Here is a 15138-nt window from a genome sequence, read left to right as displayed (position 1 = left end):
AAGTAGAATGTGGGACTACTTGGTATTACAAGTGCCTCGTTATCATTCAATACTACCGAATGAAATTCGCCAACTGGGTGAAAAACGCCAACCGGGTTGCTGGGTGTAGGTGCTTCTACAAGCTCTCCACGTGCAATCATAAGACCTGTCCCGAACGGACGCAGGAGCGTGAGCAGATGTCCATCTTCGTGAGCGTCCATAATAGTGTCTCTAGTGTGTTTGGCCGGACGAGAGAAGTTTATCTGTAAATACGAGAAGTCTCTAATAGGAACCGGAACTTGATTACTTGATTGATAAATTGGGTCGAGGCGACACCTGATAGCAACGAGCAAGTCTTCGATGAAGGTGGCACAAGGGTTTAAAAGCTTGGTCATTGATCGATGAAGTGGACAACGAACAGCCCAATCTATGACTTCAGGTTTTCTTGCGTTACGAAACCAAACCGTAAATGCTTCTGAGAGGTCAGACCGCCCAGTATTTGGAGCCAATTCTGATCCAATCTCACGCCAACCTTCCAGTGTGTTAGGGCTAGAGAACTTCTCTTTTATCGTCTCAGGATTGGAGAAAAAGTTATAAGCTTCAACCAAAACTTCATTGCTAGCCCTAATGATGTCATCAGGAAGTTTTACACATGCGACACCCATATCAAAGAGATCGTTTACAGCTTCATTAGGAGTAAGAGCAGCTTTTAAATTGATCTGTTGCATTATCTAGACACCATCTCTAAAAAGCAAATAAACTCTTAATAGTCTGTCAATTTTAGAATAACGAGTTTAGACAAAAACGTTGGTCAAAACATCCAAAGAAAGATTCATTATTCGATGAAATCTTGATAGAAATTAATATCAGCAGCGCATTCAACATTGTTCTTGCCTTAATCAATCCAAGGATCTAAAGACCTAATCTGAACAAGTTTAGCTGGTGGAAATCCGTTGAAGTGGGTTGTCGAGGCGATGGTGTATGCCCCCATCATGCCCCATTCAATGAAGTCTCCTGTTTGAATTACATTAGGAAGGTAAACAGAGTTCGAGAGTCCGTCCAGACTATCGCATGTTGCTCCCCAAATCTGAAAAGGTTGCAGAGATGTCGTCAGTTTTGATATCGGTGTACCATCTGCCTTATAGGCACGAGCTGGAGGCATAAGAGCTACATATGAAGGCTCTCTGAAAGAACCATAAATACCATCGTTAATGTATAAACGGTTATCTCCATATCGTCTCAACGTCACACGGGTTAAAAGGCTAGCTGCTTCAGCAACGAAAAAACGACCAGGCTCACACATAAGCTCACAAAGATGTTCGATCCCGCCTAGTCTTATCTCTTTAAGATACTCAGAGATCGGAGGAGCATTGCTATCTGGATACGGACATGGGAAGCCTCCGCCAATGTTAAGCCGATGTATCTCTTGATGTTCTCCTTGAAAGGCAGACATCGAAATGTGGCGAGCGGTGTGCATCATTATCCGGTATGTTTCCGGTCGAAGATTTTGGGAACCACAATGAAAGGTAAGTCCTACATTAAATCCGAATTTTTTGCATTGGGCTAGTAGATCGACGGCTTCTTCTGGGGAAGCACCGAACTTAACGTTGAAATTGTAGTGGTCAGAACCTCTCACATTCTGGTCGTAGAAACGAATGAGCAAGGTAGCTGCCGAATATTTTGAGATATCGTTTGCTTTGATGACTTTAGAAATCTTGTTCACCTCATCAAAGCAGTCCACAACAAAGCTGCGAATGCCTATTTTCCAAGCATATTCAATATCTTCTGGTGACTTTACGGGATGGTTAAAGTGCAGAATTGCTTCGGGACAAACTGCCTGCACAGCATCAATTTCCTCTCTTGAGGCAACGTCAAAGTGCCTAATTCCCGCATTGACAACAGCTTTTAAAACTTGGTGGTGAGGGTTCGACTTCATGGCCCATGCTGTAATGCCAGGGAACTTCTCTTTAAAAATTTGGACGCGATCTTGAACAACATGGGGGCTGAAACAAAAAATAGGTGTTTCCGGCTTTTCTCGGACGATTAGATCCTGTACCGAATCAAAAATGGGTACAGCGTTAGTCATTGCTTCACGATAATGGAAATGGCAGATATCTTTCAAACAAACTCCTTGGAAGTTGTGAATATACGTATATCCTTCTCTTGAGTGCAAACCTGACACAGACGTTCAATACCGAACCCAAACCCGGCACTTTGTACTGGTACTTTTCCTTCGGAAAGTAGCTGGATCATGATCTGTTCTTCGGGACCAAACTGACCTTGCTTCTTGGCGCGCTCCCCTAAAAGGCCAAGGTCAGTTTCATCGGCGTAACCGTGGAAGACTTCAATACCGTTAATTTGAAACTCGAATCGATCTGCTACTCCTGCTGTCTCTTTACGTCGCATCGAGCGAAACTCTGCTACTAACGGAAAATCTACGACAATAAGACAACAGTCTTTAGACATCGGCTCTACATGGTCTATAATAAATTGGTCAAGACGCTTGAGAAAAGATGGATGATTATAACCGTAATTCTCCTGTAGATATGTGCTAAATTCAACTTCGGCATTTGGATCATCAAAAAAGTCGATGCCATATTGATCTCTGACAAATTCAGCAAAAGAAAGATACCCAATAGGTCCCTCATAAAACAACTGTAGAATATCTTGAGCGAGTTTTATAACATCCGCCATACAGTGATTGCGAGCGTAAAGGTCTAGCATTAAGAACTCACAAAGATGGGTGTTGTCAGGAGTATCTGAGCGAAAACAAGGCGCAATTTCAAAAATCTTGTCTGCGATACCAAGGTTGTAGCGTAACCCATATGCTGCTGAGTCTCGGAGATATCTATTATCCTTAAGTTGAAGTCGGCGAAAGAACTGATCACAGTCATTCTGTCGAATAATAGGTGTTGCCATTTCGATAAACTCTTTTTGGTGAAGAAACTCACGCACCTTCCAGATAAGTTCGGACTTGTATAGGAAAGGATGTTTCATAAGGTAAATGCACTTTAAATTGGTATAATAAACATCGATTACTCAATAAACGTTCCTAAATCTAGGAGTAGATAATAAATTAATCAAAAACTTCATTGCAAATGGAAATTTTTCTTCTGTAAGTAGTAAGACAAAATTAATAATCAAATAAAGACAAGGCTAATCCTCTCGAACCTCGTTCCCGTAACTAAGGATAGAAACGAAATGAGATAAGAGTTTAATTTTATTTTAGTGCCATTCCATCATAAACAATTTGTAGTCCAGAACCCTCATCAGCGATGTAAGCTAGATTACCTATTACTTCTACCCCCCAAGCCCTGCCAAAAGTGCTATATTTTTTCTTAAGAACGGGTAAAGAGGGATTAGAGATATCTATAATTTGTAGCCCTGAATAACTATCAGCAACGTAAGCTAAATCACCTGTTACTTTTACGGAGAATGCCAAACCAGGAGTATCATAACTTCCTTTTAAGACAGGGGAGGAGGAATTAGAGATATCTATAATTTGTAGTCCCGAAAGTTGATCAGCAACATAAGCTAAATTGCCTACTATTTTTACATCCCTAACTTCCGCAGGAGTTCTATAACTTCCTTTTAAGATAGGGGAGGAGGGATTAGAGATATTTATAATTTGTAGTCCCGAAATTTCATCAGCAACGTAAGCGAGATTTCCTACCACCTCTACATCTAATGCAAAGCCAGGAGTATCATAACTTCCTTTTAAGACAGGGGAGGAAGGATTGGAGATATCTATAATTTGTAGTCCAGAATAACCATCAGCAACATAAGCTAAGTTGTCTACTATTTTTACACCCCAAGCATAGTTAGGCGTATCATAATTTCCTTTTAAGACAGGGGAGGAAGGATTGGAGATATCTATAATTTGTAGCCCTAGATTCCAATCAGCAACGTAAGCGAGATTTCCTACCACTTCTACATCTAATACAAAGCCAGAAGTATCATAATTTCCTTTTAAGACAGGGGAGGAAGGATTGGAGATATCTATAATTTGTAGTCCTGAAATTTCATCAGCAACATAAGCAAAATTTCCCAGTATCTTTACGTTTATTGAAACACCAGGAGTATCATAACTCCCCACTAACATAGGAGTTTCTAAAATTGAAGGAGATTGTGCTAATTTTTGGGTAATAGAAGCAATATATTTGGGAATATCTTCCTCTAATATCATCTCTGACTTATATTTTTCCATTGACTTGATATTTCTGGTTTTTTTAACCGAATCGTTAATATTTACCTCCGTCATTTTATATGGTTTCGGAAGTAATTTTTCTGCTAAATCACCAGCAGCAACATTACACCCATACGAAAGTAAACACAGGCTAATTAAAAAAAACATTGCTCTAAATAATTGTTATAATTGTCTATGATACCTAAACTTATATCAATTAAGTATTATGAAAACATAGGAATCTATTTGAGTTTTGAAGAAGTTCAGTACATCTGAATGGTAGTAAAATCAAAGTTATAGGACTCATATTTTATTTTTGAAAAAACTCTGTAAACTCAAAAATCCGTATTTCCTACTCCCGACTTCCTACTCATACCTTACGCAATTTACTTCAAAAATCGAAACGGACTCCTATGAAGTATACTGTTGATGCTAACCACCTTGACGGGTGCAATCAAACCAAGAAGGTGCAGATTCTGGAAAACTTTGTGACTGGGGAACAATCAAATTTGGATTATCCAAAGTTCCTATTGTAATGGATATTTCCTCTGAACCATCATCTAACGCGCAGATGCCACTACCACAGATAGGGCAAAATCCTCTCTGAGTCGTTTTAGATGTGCGATTTAGGGTAGGATAACCCCCAGGTCCATCAAAAATTAATGATGCACGCGAAAAGTCAACCCAACCTACAATCGGAGCACCAGACCACCTTTGGCACATATGACAACTACAAGAGTGTGGAAAAATGGGTTCTCCTGTAAGTTTGTAACGAATATTTCCACATAAACAACCACCCGTATATTCATTCATACGCAATTAATCCCATGAGTTTTGAATTCAACTTCTCTCACTTATTTATATTCTAAATAGAATTTGAGAAATACTATCAAATCATGTCTATTATTTAGCTAAGAGTCAATGGTGAAGCTATCCCTGATTGGTTGTAATAGGAATTTTAAATTCTGATGCTTGAAGCTTATCAATTTTGTTTTCAACACTCTGTAAACTAGTCCACCACATTGTCATGGCCTGCATTCCCTGTAAAAAACCATCACAGATTTGAGGTAGTTTAAGTCCATATCTTTCATACTTGCAAATGAATCGAGCTATTCCACTTATGTGTCCTTGTTCAACACCATGATCAAGGTGCAAATCATAGTAAAACTTTAGGTTTGGTAAGTTTGCTTCTGTTTTCCCTCTAATGGCTGCGTATGCGTTTGTAATATCGCGCAGCAGTTTTGTCTCTCTGATAGCTACGCCTTCTGTGGCGTAGAAAGCTCCGCATATGATACTTGGAGAGTGAGAACGAGATAATAAATCAACAATCTGCACAAGCTCACTGGTGCAAGCAATTGGGTAATGCCCAATAATGTTGATATCTAAGTCTTTTAATAAAGCGGATGAGTAAAGCTCATAGTGGGCTGGAATTTCAACATTTCCACCTTCTTCTAGAAAATTACGGATGAACTCTGCTGCCATCTCAGGTACGGCATCCATTGAATGTGCAGCGGCAAACTTCAAAAACTGAGAATTATGTCGCGCAAATACACCAAGTTCATTTATGTAGTGAAGCAGAGCAGGAGCAGATAAACTTGAGGGGGAAACTTCTGTCTCAATTATGTCGAACGTATATTCTATCATTCGATCCATATAACGGACTAGTTCTTCACCATTTAAATTTTGAGGATTTCCACACATAATTCCTTTGAATACTTCCCATGAATCACTATTTTCATTAAAGAACTTTTCTATTTTGCTGACAAACATTTGTTTTAGTTCTCCCGTCAATTTTTAAAATTAGCTAGACAATTTCAAAACCTTTCGTCTGAGATATTTTTTTAACATGCTCAATAATACCTTCAAAATCATTTAAGGTCTTTTCATCCCCATCGTTTAAATGTTTAAACAGTCTAATCATCTCTTCAGAATAAGGTACACTAACACTGTGACCTCTTAAGAACACTTGAAAATTTACATTATCACAATTACGGCTTGACCAGCAAATTTTATAGGGTTTTTTTAAGCGTATTGTACTGTTAGCTTCTAAGGACATTGGTGAGACTATACCGATCTCTTGTCCGGCTTCATCAATAGAAATTTCCGAGAGATCGAATCCGCCATTACTAATTAGCCTAAACCAATAGTCATCTAGTATGATTGGTATTTGTGTTTGTGTCCACTCATTAAGAATATTTTCGACAACACTATTCGCAAATTCCTGTAAAGGATTAGTGCTAAATGTGAAATTTTGATGAGGTGAAGACCCTGTTTCATCAAATGGTATTTGTTCAATTAAATTAAAAAATATTTGCTTAATCAATCTTTTGATTGGATATGTATATAAAGGACACGCAATGCTAATGGAGAAATCTTCTTGTCTTCCCACATGAAATACTAAAGCAGGGAGATACAATATATCCCCTGGCTCCAGTATAAATTTTTCAGAATGAGAAAGTAAATATTCGTAGTTACCAAAAGTTGGTTCTAAAGATCCAGTGAGCTTTTTATACAATTGTTCTGACCAACAGTGAAACTCCTTTTTTCCTGGACCTAAGTGAATTAAAAAGGCATGCTCAAAACCACGATGTACACCGAAGGCTGTCCCAGCATAATTGCCAGCAAAAACAACCATCTCAGAACCACCAAGAGGTACACCCCTTTGAATAAACATAGATTGGAGAAACGTACCTACGCTTGCTGTGAGAGATTCACTCCAATCCTGAAGCCTATTTAATATAAGAGAAAATCTTTTTTCTCCAGTTATTCGTAATATATAGTCTGGTAATGATTCTTCTATAAAAAACTGTGATTCAACTACTTTATTTACAAGGTCATCCCGCCTTTCTTCTCCAATATAAATACGAACATGAGCTTTGTTAACATCGCGCATTTTTTGGATTAAACGGAATGTGTTGGTTATTTCTTCTGGTCCTGGAAATCCACTGGGAAGGATATTTTTAAAGAGATAGGGTTCAACCCCACCCCGTGTCGCTTCTGAGAACTCTCCTAGCCACCATTCAGGAAATAAAGTCCATTCTGGTGCTGTATCTTGCTGAAAAATTTGTTTCACTTGATTGTTTATCATGACAACTTATATGTAATTCATTACATCAAGTAGTCAAGGGCAGTTACCTGCCCCTGAGTTATCTTTATGCTGGGCTTTTTATGCGTCAGGACGAACTCCAACTTTTAAAGCATCAGGACGAACTCCAACTTTTAGAGCGTCAGGACGAACTCCAACTTTTAGAGCGTCAGGACGAACTCCAGCCTTCAACGCGTTAAGAGATTCTTGATTCATAGTTTTATCCTCGTATGTTTGGGAACAGAAATTTTAAATTCTGTTCTGTTGTATTTATTCAAGATTTATTCTTACGCAAATTAGTTAAAAATGTAAGGCATCAATGATAAAGTTAAACAATGATTTCCCTAGAATAAAAACTATATGATAAACAAGTCATTAATCGTTATTTATTCCTCTTGCGAAAGAATAAATTGGAACCTTTGATGGATGTAACCAGACCCAAAATTTGTCAGGGTCTGGAAGCATAAGCGAGGATTTTCGGGTCTGAAACCTTATTGTTGCGTTAATTAATTGTCAGCAAGTCCAAACTAACGGAAGCATAACTTGTCCTATTACGCAAAATGGAAGCATAAACCGTTCCGTAAGTGCAGATATTTTTTCTTAGTTCAGTAATGCTTATGTAGCTTTTTATGCTTAATAATAGTTGGGCAGAAAAACAAGATATATCAATACTTTCAGCAATTAGAGTCGAACAATTTTACGTAGTGCCTACTTCATCGACAATCGTCAAGCAAGTAATGCTTTAAGTGTAAAGGTTAAGAATAGATTATCAACAAAATAATGGGGCAACTTTAACAAAAATTAATTGTCTAATTTATAACTGAGGCTTACTAGTTATAACTGAAGAATTATTGGGAAATTCACCACTATTTTTGGCCAATTTAATCGACATTTCAATCAAAAAAGCAGCAAGGTTAGCTGTAGGACGACCTTGAGACGCAGCCCATACTTCTAAATCCTCTAAGACACTATCCGGCAACGTAACGTTAATTCTTTTGCTCACTCTAAATGCTACCAGTATGTATAAACTAAATGCTCTATGAGTTTAAGAGTAAGGTTAAATTTAGATAATTTACATCATATTTACATCACTATAGATATATAAAAGATACTAGAGTCTGTCAAGCCAAAGAATGTTTGTGTTGTGTAATGATGGGGTGCAACCATGATGACACACTATTAAAACCTTATTTAGATGAGCAATCAATCACAACTGGTAGACCAAAAGAACGGACATTAAGACGTTGGCTTCATAATTATTACCAAGCACAAGAGAAGTACGGTTATGGCTATCTTGGGCTAATATCCTTAAATCACCGTAAAGGCAATCATAATCGAAAGCTACCTCAACATATTATAGAAATTTTATCAAAATTTATTACTGAAGAATATGAGAACAAAAAGCAAAAAACTAAACAAGCTGTTTACGCTTCATTTGTTCACAGTTGTTCAAAAGCTGGGATTGGCGATGACCAAATTCCTAGCTATAAAACCTTCATAAACGAGATCAAAAAATACCCTAAACTTGAAGTCTTTCAAGTAATCAATGGTGGTTTACCAAACGTTAACCCTTACAGCAACTTGCAAGACATTGACTTAGCTGATACAGCCATTAAACAAAATAATCATCCCACAATACAGGAAAAAGAATCTATTAACCAAGAGAAACTAAAAGTATTTAAGAAATATTAAGCATTTATATATGGGAAATAACCAACAATTTTCATCTGAATATCATACAGCTTCAGCATCAGAAAGACTGGCTTATTATGACTCATATACAATGGCACATCCCTATTTGGATATTGCTTTTGAAACTCTCAAGCCAATTATAAATGATTGCGGAGATTCACGAATTATTTTTATTGTTGGCCCAACAGGAGTAGGTAAAACAAAATTACGTCTCCTCATTGAAAAATGGATCATTGAATCATCTTTATCTTTATTGGAAGTTAACAAAGGTTGTATTCCTGTTGCTAGTATTGAGGCACGTTTATTCTCAGGAGGGTTATTCAATTTCAAAGACCATCTTAAACGTTGTTTATATGCACTGGCAGAAGCACCAGAGCTAATTCAAAATAAGATAAATTATGGAACTTCGGGTGTGTATCATAATCCTAATGGTCAATTAATAATTAAACCAGCAATTTTAGAGACTGAATTAGGATGGGCACTAGAGCAAGCTTTGAAACAGAGAAGACCGAAAATATTTTTTATTGATGAAGCACATCATTTGTTAGCTGTAGCTAGTGGAAAAAAACTAACAGACGTACCTGAAGCAATTAAATCATTAGCTTCTCTCACTCAAGTTTTGCATGGATTAATTGGAACTTACGATTTACTGACCCTTCATGATATAGGCGACCAATTAAGTAGACGTAGTATTTATGTTCATCTGCCTCGTTACAATGCCGAATTTATAGAAGATAGAGAAATTTGGCACTCAGTAATTTGGAATTTTCAGTGTCAAATACCAACAAAAGAGCCACCAGATTTTCTATCGCATTGGGAATATTTGTATTCACGCAGCTTAGGATGTGTTGGTATCCTCAAAAATTGGTCAAGAAATGCCCTTGGAGAAGCATTAAATGAAGATGCTCCTACTGTTACGCTCAAACATTTAGAGAAAAGGGCTTTATCAGTTGGTCAATGTCGAAATATTCTCAAACATATTAAACAAGGAGAAGCTAGATATGCAGAAATTGAAGGAAAGATAGAAGAGTTATATCAAGACTTAGGTTTACGCTGTCCACCTATATCCAAACATCAAACAACCTCACAATCTGAAATCAAATCTCAAGATATTGAGCCGAAAAAACGAAAAAAATTAGTGGGAATTCGTAAGCCCAGACGAGATTCAATAGGGAGCGAAAATGCAGTTTGACAAATTAACCTTATATCGAAGTTATGATTTGCATACTCCAGATATCCCAGAACGTAGTGTTTTATATTTTTTAGAGCCAATTAATGTTGGAGCTATTGAATGTGAAAGTTTAATTAGTTATCTCATTCGTTTAGCTGAGGTTCATTGCGTTACCCCAGATAAATTAATCAAGCATAAAATCTACCCATTTTTTTGGGGGCATGATGACTTATCGGGATCTTGTAAGGGGATTGTTGGTAGGACTTTTACAAATCGTTCTCATATCAAGTTACTAAACTTTAGTGGTTGGTATACATCTAAATTAGTTGAATCTCTAGAAATTCTCACTTTACGTAGTGATTTAACCTGTCTAACTATGATGCATTGGCATGAATTAATAACTTATGTTTATTTACTTCGTGATTGCAAAGCTTGGTGCCCTTTATGCTACAGCTATTGGCATCAAAATAAATTACCTATATACGAACCATTACTTTGGTCTTTTGAGCCAGTTGCAGTATGCCCCCAACATCATTATCCTCTAATTACACAATGTCCTCATTGCAATCATAAATTACCTATCATAGCTCCTAACTCGCGGACTGGATATTGTAATCATTGTGGAGAATGGTTAGGAAATTTAGATAAATATCATATCAAATCAGATGAATTATATCACTCAGAAATCGCATTACAATCAGAGCTAATTAAGATTCTTGGTTCATTAATCGCTTTTAACACTAAAGTATTTGAGTCGGAAAATGGGTCAAACCATCCAATTTCAGTAGACCGAAAAGTTTTGCGATCGCAACCGCCTCTTCCACCCTCAAGTTTCCATGAAAAACTTTACACTCTGTAGCGAATGGCACTAAGATAAGGACAAATCCATTAGCTATAAGGCTTTTGGGTGTAGGGTATCGGGTGTAGGGTGTAGGGAATGAAGAATAAGTAACCTCTGTTTCACCTGGTGAGCTTGAATGTTTATTAACACTACACTCTACCCCCTACCCCCAACACCCTGCCCAGACGAAGTTTCACGTTTTCTTAGTGCCATTCCACTCTGTAGCAAATTTCAGGTGCATAATCATAATTAGTATTGATGATTTTGGTAGCCTTAAATTTTTAGGAATCTTGGTTTGAAAGAGACATCACAGAGAAAATACTAAACGAATATGCCGCTAACATTTTTAATAAGTAATTATGACTCGCCTTATATTCCTTTAGCTATGCAGTTACGTTATGAAGTTTTTATATTAGAGCAATCTGTTCCGCTCGAATTAGAACTCGATGGATTAGATAAAGAAGCAATACACATTTTTGCTATAGATAATAATAAGGTCTTTGGGACATTGAGAATGACTAAGTATTTAGATTCTTTAAAAATAGCCCGTGTCTGCGTAAGTAAGCAATGTAGAAATCAAGGTATAGGCATGAAAATGCTTGAAAAAGCTATAGAGTATGCCAAGGGAAAAGAGTATCATTATATAATTATTGAGTCCCAAATCTCTGTTATTAATTTTTATAAAAAGTTCGGCTTTCAAACTGAGGGAGAAATGTTTATGGATGCAGGGATTCCACATATTCAAATGATCAAAAGGATTCTGTAATACAGTTTACATTATGTTTATAAGTACAATATTAACAGTCTATATATCAGTCTTTAAATGCCTCTTTATATTTAAAGTTAGAGTATTCTAACTGGTATAAATAAGAACTAAAATTGTAAATTTTTATAAAAAAAATAGTTAATAAAATAGGTTCAAGTTTTTTAAAACTTATTTTTCTAGTGTTATGAACATCTTAAAAATCCCTTACAGGAGGCTTTATGTCCGATAATCATAATGTCAGGATTGCTAGAACAAAAAATATTTAGAAAATGATGGCATAAGTTAGCCATAAAAAAGGAAAGATTATCTGCGGAATGTCACTGCTATTTGATTTGTGTTCAGGCAATATTCGGTGATACCACGACTGTTTTGCACCACGAAAGTTGAACTGAATTTAAAAGCGCAGTTGTAATAATCGATTAATTGCTCATTCGCCAACTCCATTTTACTAGAAAATATAATTACAAAACTTATATGAATTTAATGTGGTTTGCTAGAGAAATAAATAAATATATTGTCCCATATAAATGGTTAGTAAGTCTTCTCATTGCTCGTGAAATTTTTGAGGCTGCTTTTGATTCTTCAATTAGAATGAGCTTAAAATTTATTATTGATGCAGCCATTATTCCTCAAAATTACAGTCTCTTAGTTTTAATTCTTCTACTGCTACTTGGAGGGGCAATTTTATTTATATTTATTGGATTATTAGGGGATTACTGGGCTATAGTATTTCAGATTTCAGTTATCAATAATATCCGCTATAGTATGTTCGCTCACTTACAAAACCTATCTTTAGAATTTTTTGAGCGACGTTCAACTGGAGATATTGCCAACTGTTTTTCAGGTGATACTGAAAAAGTAGAAAATAGCTTAATCTATGGACTAATTTTAGTTTTAGAACTAGGTAGCATCTTCTTTTCTGCTATTTTAATGTTTTTTCTCAATTGGCAGCTAGGGCTGATTAGTTGTATTGGTTTAACTTTTTGCACTATTGCTCCTGCTAAAATTGCTCAAAAGGCTATAGACAAAAGCTATCAGATAAGAGACAAACAAGGACAAATTGCTAATGTTGTTCAAGAAAATATTGTCTCCCAAGCAATGGTTAAACTATTTGGTTTACAATTCCAAACGATTAACAATTTTTTTCAGGATTTGCAGGCTCTAAAAAAAGTTTATGTTAAAGCCAAGTTTTACTCTTATTTAGTTCAGAGGATTCCCACTTTAGTATTTGTGTTTGTCCAGCTTGCTGTAATCAGTATTGGCGCAGTAATGGCATACAAAAACATAATTACAGTCGGAACTATCGTTTCTTTTCAAGTTTTATTAGTCGGGTTAAATCTAAATATCCTCAGTTTTACTTTTTCTCTCCCTTACTTAATTGACGGGATAGCTGCTATGCAGCGCATTTGTGTTCTATTAGCTGAAGTGCCACAAGTACAAGACGCATCAGATGCTATTGAGTTAGCCCATTTTTCCAGTGAAATTAGCTTTAATAACGTTACCTTTAACTATTCCTCGGAAAGAAAAGGAGTTAATAATTTATCTCTAAGAATTCATAAAGGTGATTTTCTAGTCTTTGTAGGACATTCTGGTGCGGGTAAAAGTACCATTGTTAATTTATTAACCCGACTTTATGACCCCGAACAAGGTCAAATTCTCTTTGATGGTGTTGATTTGCGTTCTTGTTCTCAAAAATCCTTACGGGAACAAATTGGATTGGTTTCTCAAGAGGTGATTTTGTTTAACACCTCAATACAAGAAAATATTCGTATGGGATATTTAGGAGCTACTGATGAGCAAATAGAGACTGCCGCAAAAGATGCAGAACTTCATGAGTTTATTCTCTCTTTACCCCAAGGTTACGATACCCCTGTCGGCAATAGAGGCGGACAATTATCGGGGGGGCAGCGACAAAGAATCGCCCTAGCAAGGGCGTTGCTAAGAAAACCGGCTATTCTAATTCTTGATGAAGCGACATCGGCATTAGACCCTATTACCGAAGCAGAAATTCTTGCTACAGTTGATAAAATTGCTAAAAATCGCACAGTGATTGTAATTACTCACCGCATTACTCAAGCGATACGTGCCAATGTAATTTTTGTGATGGAAAAAGGTTGTATTGTGGCAAGAGGTCACCATGCAGATTTAATAAAACAAGGAGGATTATATGCTACTCTCTGGCAGCAAGTTACAGCAGATTAGAACTCTTGCAAAAGTGTTTTGTGGTATAGTCAAAACTTTGGCAATTTGCGATTAGGACTTTGAGGAGCAGTGAAAATAGAGAAAGCTTGGCCTCGTCCTGATGCAGTAACCCTCCAAGAAAGAACAATTGAACAGGGGCACTTCCAGCCAAGCTGTGTCAACACAAATTGTTGCAAGTCGTGCAGTGGGTAAGGCTTAACTTGATGACACGAATTTGTCTTAACGCCATTTAATTTGTTACTGTACACTAACAAATAAAGGCATCTCTAATAAAACTTCACGTTTTTTTTGAAGTCAGCCTTGCATTTCGACTGCTTCTGTAGATATACTTGTTACAGAATCAATTAAAACAAAAAAAGCCAGAATTAAATAGCAACCCAAGCCGGGGACATGAGTCCCCGGTTTGTTTTTTAAGTAAAGAAAAATCCTCAATTTCATCAAATTGATTGAGGGTTGAAGCGCCATAAATACTTGTGACAAATATTTATGACACTTGTCAAATTAAAAATGCTTGCTTAGTTGTAAATACAAGGGATTCAGATGTTTTAATTCGCAATTAACTTTAGGTAAAAAAGGTAAATCACGTGGTGAGGGGGGCAGCATGAGTGCTCGACAACGTTCAAAACGTTAGTGGCCATTTCGCTGCTTAGATATTGATGAGTTGAAGTTTCATCCAGCCACTTTCGTTGGCGTAGATCGAAGGTTCGTGCCACCAAGTGGGCATCACCGTGCCAAAACGGGAAAATTGTACGCTAAGGCTAAAAGCGTTGCCCAGCAACCATCTTAGCCGCTTGCTTTTCTAAGCATCCGTGAGTGGCTGTTTACCCTCAGTTAATTGGTGCAGAGTATTAGTACTACTCTGCACCATCTTCCAAGACTAATTCGAGTCAAAAGTGATAAATACAGGTATGCCATTTCGCTCAAAACAACTTGTTTTCATAGCGTTGAGGTTAGCATCAATTCCTTAGCGTACAATTTTCCCGTTTCGGCACGGTGATGTCATGTCTGGGCGAAACTCTCCAACATTAATTAAGGCATACCCCAAGCCAAACTCGCGTTTCATCTGATGTATCTGCTTAAACGCCTTCGCCACAAAACTTGTATCAAGAAGCACTTGTGAGCAGAAGTCATTTTTGGGTAGCTCAACGAGTGGATTTGTGGCAGTAGCAGACACCGATCTTGATTGAGCTTGATCGGTTTTGAGGTGCGTCATCAG

15 protein-coding genes are annotated in these 15138 nt (G+C 37.0%); 5 read left to right on the top strand and 10 right to left on the bottom strand.

The window, feature by feature from the left end; translation table 11 throughout:
- The 9 genes from CDC33_RS36840 to CDC33_RS36800 form a co-directional block, all read right to left on the bottom strand.
- Positions 1 to 707: hypothetical protein (locus CDC33_RS36840; protein WP_146195941.1), on the bottom strand; the 707-nt coding region annotated here is incomplete at its 3' end.
- Positions 708 to 874: 167 nt separating this feature from the next.
- Entirely contained in the window at positions 875 to 2065 is a 1191-nt protein-coding gene (locus CDC33_RS36835; RefSeq protein WP_109013483.1) for a type III PLP-dependent enzyme domain-containing protein, read from the bottom strand.
- A gap of 32 nt (positions 2066 to 2097) precedes the next feature.
- Positions 2098 to 2976: an amino acid--tRNA ligase-related protein gene (locus tag CDC33_RS36830; RefSeq protein WP_109013482.1), complete on the bottom strand. Its 879-nt coding sequence runs from the start codon at positions 2974 to 2976 to the stop codon at positions 2098 to 2100.
- A gap of 223 nt (positions 2977 to 3199) precedes the next feature.
- Positions 3200 to 4333, bottom strand: coding sequence for an LVIVD repeat-containing protein (locus CDC33_RS36825; RefSeq protein ID WP_109013481.1), 1134 nt, complete (start codon positions 4331 to 4333; stop codon positions 3200 to 3202).
- A gap of 264 nt (positions 4334 to 4597) precedes the next feature.
- The gene (locus CDC33_RS36820) at positions 4598 to 4978 is read right to left on the bottom strand and encodes a GFA family protein (protein WP_109013480.1); all 381 of its coding nucleotides are present in this window, start codon (positions 4976 to 4978) and stop codon (positions 4598 to 4600) included.
- 117 nt (positions 4979 to 5095) lie between these two features.
- Positions 5096 to 5935: a DUF3865 domain-containing protein gene (locus tag CDC33_RS36815; protein WP_109013479.1), complete on the bottom strand. Its 840-nt coding sequence runs from the start codon at positions 5933 to 5935 to the stop codon at positions 5096 to 5098.
- A gap of 34 nt (positions 5936 to 5969) precedes the next feature.
- Positions 5970 to 7238 carry a JmjC domain-containing protein gene (locus tag CDC33_RS36810; protein WP_219930156.1) on the bottom strand — a complete coding sequence of 423 codons (1269 nt, stop codon included), beginning with the start codon at positions 7236 to 7238 and terminating at the stop codon, positions 5970 to 5972.
- 93 nt (positions 7239 to 7331) lie between these two features.
- Positions 7332 to 7466 (bottom strand): hypothetical protein, encoded by a 135-nt coding sequence (locus tag CDC33_RS41500; protein ID WP_280524482.1) that lies wholly within the window; start codon positions 7464 to 7466, stop codon positions 7332 to 7334.
- Between the two features lie 598 nt (positions 7467 to 8064).
- Entirely contained in the window at positions 8065 to 8253 is a 189-nt protein-coding gene (locus CDC33_RS36800) for a ribbon-helix-helix domain-containing protein (protein WP_109013477.1), read from the bottom strand.
- A 146-nt stretch (positions 8254 to 8399) separates the two neighbouring features.
- On the opposite strand from CDC33_RS36800, the gene CDC33_RS36795 reads away from it, so the two are divergent.
- From CDC33_RS36795 to CDC33_RS36775, 5 genes are all read left to right on the top strand, one after another.
- The gene (locus CDC33_RS36795) at positions 8400 to 8942 is read left to right on the top strand and encodes a hypothetical protein (RefSeq protein ID WP_146195939.1); all 543 of its coding nucleotides are present in this window, start codon (positions 8400 to 8402) and stop codon (positions 8940 to 8942) included.
- A gap of 10 nt (positions 8943 to 8952) precedes the next feature.
- Entirely contained in the window at positions 8953 to 10134 is a 1182-nt protein-coding gene (locus CDC33_RS36790; protein ID WP_109013475.1) for an AAA family ATPase, read from the top strand.
- Positions 10124 to 10972 carry a TniQ family protein gene (locus CDC33_RS36785; RefSeq protein ID WP_244919585.1) on the top strand — a complete coding sequence of 283 codons (849 nt, stop codon included), beginning with the start codon at positions 10124 to 10126 and terminating at the stop codon, positions 10970 to 10972. The genes CDC33_RS36790 and CDC33_RS36785 overlap by 11 nt, the downstream gene beginning before the upstream one ends.
- Positions 10973 to 11285: 313 nt before the next feature.
- Positions 11286 to 11720, top strand: coding sequence for a GNAT family N-acetyltransferase (locus CDC33_RS36780; RefSeq protein WP_109013474.1), 435 nt, complete (start codon positions 11286 to 11288; stop codon positions 11718 to 11720).
- 474 nt (positions 11721 to 12194) lie between these two features.
- Positions 12195 to 13922, top strand: coding sequence for an ABC transporter ATP-binding protein (locus CDC33_RS36775; protein WP_109013473.1), 1728 nt, complete (start codon positions 12195 to 12197; stop codon positions 13920 to 13922).
- 964 nt (positions 13923 to 14886) lie between these two features.
- On the opposite strand, the gene CDC33_RS36770 is transcribed toward CDC33_RS36775, so the two are convergent.
- A complete protein-coding gene (locus CDC33_RS36770; protein WP_109013472.1) occupies positions 14887 to 15135 on the bottom strand; it encodes a hypothetical protein in 249 nt (82 codons plus the stop codon).
- Positions 15136 to 15138 lie beyond the last annotated feature (3 nt).

Origin of the sequence: Nostoc commune NIES-4072, assembly GCF_003113895.1 — a bacterium.
GTDB lineage: Bacteria > Cyanobacteriota > Cyanobacteriia > Cyanobacteriales > Nostocaceae > Nostoc > Nostoc commune.
Note: the sequence above shows the minus strand (reverse complement) of the source record. Positions and strands in the feature narration are given on the sequence as shown.

Excerpts from the sequence above, each read along its gene's own strand:
- CDC33_RS36770 (WP_109013472.1), bottom strand. The coding sequence starts at position 15,135 with ATGACGCACCTCAAAACCGATCAAGCTCAATCAAGATCGGTGTCTGCT.
- CDC33_RS36795 (WP_146195939.1), top strand. The coding sequence starts at position 8,400 with ATGATGGGGTGCAACCATGATGACACACTATTAAAACCTTATTTAGAT.
- CDC33_RS41500 (WP_280524482.1), bottom strand. The coding sequence starts at position 7,466 with ATGAATCAAGAATCTCTTAACGCGTTGAAGGCTGGAGTTCGTCCTGAC.
- CDC33_RS36780 (WP_109013474.1), top strand. The coding sequence starts at position 11,286 with ATGCCGCTAACATTTTTAATAAGTAATTATGACTCGCCTTATATTCCT.
- CDC33_RS36815 (WP_109013479.1), bottom strand. The coding sequence starts at position 5,935 with ATGTTTGTCAGCAAAATAGAAAAGTTCTTTAATGAAAATAGTGATTCA.
- CDC33_RS36835 (WP_109013483.1), bottom strand. The coding sequence starts at position 2,065 with ATGACTAACGCTGTACCCATTTTTGATTCGGTACAGGATCTAATCGTC.
- CDC33_RS36785 (WP_244919585.1), top strand. The coding sequence starts at position 10,124 with ATGCAGTTTGACAAATTAACCTTATATCGAAGTTATGATTTGCATACT.
- CDC33_RS36830 (WP_109013482.1), bottom strand. The coding sequence starts at position 2,976 with ATGAAACATCCTTTCCTATACAAGTCCGAACTTATCTGGAAGGTGCGT.
- CDC33_RS36775 (WP_109013473.1), top strand. The coding sequence starts at position 12,195 with ATGAATTTAATGTGGTTTGCTAGAGAAATAAATAAATATATTGTCCCA.
- CDC33_RS36820 (WP_109013480.1), bottom strand. The coding sequence starts at position 4,978 with ATGAATGAATATACGGGTGGTTGTTTATGTGGAAATATTCGTTACAAA.
- CDC33_RS36825 (WP_109013481.1), bottom strand. The coding sequence starts at position 4,333 with ATGTTTTTTTTAATTAGCCTGTGTTTACTTTCGTATGGGTGTAATGTT.
- CDC33_RS36790 (WP_109013475.1), top strand. The coding sequence starts at position 8,953 with ATGGGAAATAACCAACAATTTTCATCTGAATATCATACAGCTTCAGCA.